We start from the raw sequence: 3,064 nt of genomic DNA on the forward strand, positions 1-3,064 counted from the left end.
CGCCCGGCCGACGGCAACGCTCGGCGGCTGGAACCTCGCGGTTTCCAAATATTCCAAGCACCAGGACGCGGCGATCGATCTGGTGAAGTTCATCGCCTCGCCCGAGATGCAGAAGTATCGGACGCTGAGGACGTCCAACCTGCCCACCATCAAAGCGCTCTATGACGATCCCGATATCGCCAGGGAACAGCCGATCGTCCCGCGATGGAAGCAGATATTTCTGAACGCGGCGCCGCGCCCTTCGGCGGTCGCCAAAATCAAGTACAACGAAGCCTCGAGCCAGTTTTGGACGGCCGTCCACAATACCATGTCGGGCGACGGCAGCGCCGCCGACAATCTGGCCGATCTGGAAGCCAGGCTGACCAGGCTGAAGGGCAAGGGCTGGTGAGGGCGATGCCTGTGAGCCGCTCGCGCCTGATGCGGCAACGCGTGCGCTCGGCCTGGCTGTTTCTGGCGCCGATGCTTCTGGTCCTTGCCGCCGTCGCCGGCTGGCCGCTCCTGCGCACTTTCTACTACAGCTTCACCGACGCCTCGCTGGCCGATCTCGACGCTCGCCAATGGATCGGCTTCGACAATTATTTCTCGGTGCTCAGCATGCCGAGCGGCCGCGTGCTCTATGACGGGCTGCTCGCCGATCCGGTCTGGTGGCGCGCCGTCTGGAACACGCTGCTCTTCGCCGTAGTCTCGGTGGGCTGTGAAACGGTCCTCGGCATGATCGTGGCGCTCGTTCTCAACGCCGACTTCAGAGGCCGCGGCATCGTCAGGGCGGCGATCCTCATTCCATGGGCGATCCCGACCATCGTCTCGGCCAAGATGTGGCAGTGGATGCTCAACGACCAGTTCGGCATCATCAATGCGGTGCTGCTCAAACTTGGCCTGATCGACGCGAAAATCGCCTGGACCGCGAGCACCGACACGGCGATGATCGCGGTGCTGATCGTCGACATCTGGAAGACGACACCGTTCATGGCGCTGCTTTTCCTGGCCGCGCTGCAGATGCTGCCGCGCGATGTTATCGAGGTCGCCAGGCTCGACGGCGCCAATCCGTGGCAGATCTTCTGGAAGGTGACCTTGCCGCTCATCCGCCCGGCGGTCATGGTTGCGGTGATCTTCCGCGCGCTCGACGCGCTGCGCATCTTCGACCTGATCTACGTGCTGACGCCCAACAATGTGCACACCAAATCGATGTCGGTGTTCGTGCGCGAGAACCTGTTCGAGTTCGACAAGTTCGCCTATGGCTCGGCCGCCTCGACGCTGCTTTTCCTGATCGTCGCGCTGCTCACCATTTCCTACATCCGCATCGGCCGGATAGAGCTGGAAGGAGGCCGCTGAGATGGCGATGTTGAAGCGTTTAGGCTTCTTCCTCCTGGTGGGGGCAATCGTCTTCGTCGCGGTGTTTCCGCTCTATTACGCCGTCGTCACCAGCCTGAAATCCGGCACCGAGTTGTTCGAGGCGAGCCTTTGGCCGCAGGCGTTAAGCCTCGCCAACTACAGGAACGTGCTGGTCGAAGGTCCTTTCCTGCGCAATCTCTTGAATTCCTTGGTCGTCTCGGGCGCCGTCGTGCTCATCTCGCTGCTGCTCGGCGTGACATCCGCCTACGCGCTGGCACGCGTCCGGTTCCGCGGCCGTTCGGCGCTGATGCTTGCCATATTGTCGGTGTCGATGTTTCCGCAGGTCGCGGTGCTGGCCGGCCTGTTCGAGATCATCCGGGCCTTCGGCCTCTACAATTCGCTCATCGCACTGATCTTCTCCTACATGATCTTCACGCTGCCGTTCACCGTCTGGGTGCTCACCGCCTTCGTGCGCGACCTGCCGGTCGAAATCGAGGAAGCGGCGATCCTCGACGGCGCGACGCCATGGATCATCGTCACTCGCGTCTTTCTGCCGCTGATGTGGCCCGCATTGGCGACGACAGGGCTGCTCGCCTTCATCGGCGCATGGAACGAGTTCCTGTTTGCGCTGACCTTCACCTCCAACAACGCGCAGCGCACGGTGCCGGTGGCGATCGCGCTGCTTTCCGGCAACTCGCAGTTCGAGATCCCCTGGGGCAACATCATGGCCGCTTCGGTGATCGTCACGGTGCCGCTGGTGGTGCTGGTGCTGATCTTCCAACGCAAGATCGTTTCCGGCCTAACCGCCGGCGGCGTGAAGGGATAGGCCGTGCTGATGTTCAGGTGATGCCGGGCTGCGAATGGCGGTGTCCTGCGCTTCGGTGTTCACGTACTTCAAGCACGCTCCGGTATTCTCGGTACGACCATCCTCGGCTCGGCCTGACCCTGACTCAACACGGCCTCCTTCACGCCCTCAACGCAACCGGCAGCGCCATTTCGCGTTGGAAGTGCAAGGGGCTGATCGGAGATTCCAGATGAAAACGCTTCTGACCGCGGCCGCCATGGCGCTCCTTGCCGGCGCGCCGGCCACCCTTGCTCAGTCGAGCGACAGCAACGATGTCGCGCCAATGGCGACAGACAACAAGGTCGACACGCAGACTTTCGTCACCACCGTACCCAATGCCAACGAGTTCGAAATCCAGGCGAGCAGGCTGGCCGAGGAGAAGTCGCAGTCGGACGAAGTCAAGGCTTTTGCCGACGAGATGGTCAGGGACCACATCAAGGCCGGGGAGGATTTCAAGGCGGCGATGAGCCAGGGCCAGACGACGGCTTCTATCAAGCCTGCCGGCCCCGCTCTGGGGCCTAAGGAACAGCAGATGCTAGGCGAGCTGAAGCAGGCGAGCGGCACGGAGTTCGACCGGAAGTATATCAAGATGCAGATGGATGCGCACAGGGACGCGGTCGCGCTGTTCAGCACCTATGCCAATTCCGGCGACGACCCGGCGCTGAAGGAATTCGCCAAGAAGACTCTGCCGGTGCTGAAAATGCACGAGAAGCATGCGAAGGAACTGGCGGTGGCGCATCACGGGTGAGGGCGTGGTTTCTGCCCCCCGCAGCGGGTCCTCAGCTCGCCTTGATCTGCTCGACCGCCGTTGCCAGCAACTCGTCCATGGCCTGGCGAATCTGGGCATCCGACTGGACGACGCCCGCCGCGTCGAAGTCGGCACGGACC

The 3,064-nt window shown here is 62.5% G+C and carries 4 protein-coding genes and 1 pseudogene; 4 read left to right on the forward strand and 1 reads right to left on the reverse strand.

The annotated features are described in order from the left end of the window. The 4 genes from EOA60_RS26085 to EOA60_RS26100 all read left to right on the forward strand — a co-directional run. On the forward strand, window positions 1–388 hold a 388-nt coding region (locus EOA60_RS26085), incomplete at its 5' end, for an extracellular solute-binding protein (RefSeq protein ID WP_128312118.1). Between the two features lie 5 nt (window positions 389–393). Beyond that, the gene (locus EOA60_RS26090) at window positions 394–1,332 is read left to right on the forward strand and encodes a sugar ABC transporter permease (protein WP_095823229.1); all 939 of its coding nucleotides are present in this window, start codon (window positions 394–396) and stop codon (window positions 1,330–1,332) included. 1 nt (window position 1,333) lies between these two features. Continuing rightward, window positions 1,334–2,158, forward strand: a complete 825-nt coding sequence (locus EOA60_RS26095; RefSeq protein ID WP_095823228.1) for a carbohydrate ABC transporter permease — start codon at window positions 1,334–1,336, stop codon at window positions 2,156–2,158. Between the two features lie 208 nt (window positions 2,159–2,366). Next, on the forward strand, window positions 2,367–2,924 hold the full coding sequence (locus EOA60_RS26100; RefSeq protein WP_095823227.1) for a DUF4142 domain-containing protein: 558 nt from the start codon (window positions 2,367–2,369) through the stop codon (window positions 2,922–2,924). A 31-nt stretch (window positions 2,925–2,955) separates the two neighbouring features. Here the strand turns inward: EOA60_RS26100 and EOA60_RS39235 are convergent. Continuing rightward, window positions 2,956–3,064: pseudogene (locus tag EOA60_RS39235) on the reverse strand (DUF1476 domain-containing protein); the annotation flags it as partial.

It is taken from the genome of Mesorhizobium sp. M1A.F.Ca.IN.020.06.1.1 (assembly GCF_004023265.1).
GTDB lineage: Bacteria > Pseudomonadota > Alphaproteobacteria > Rhizobiales > Rhizobiaceae > Mesorhizobium.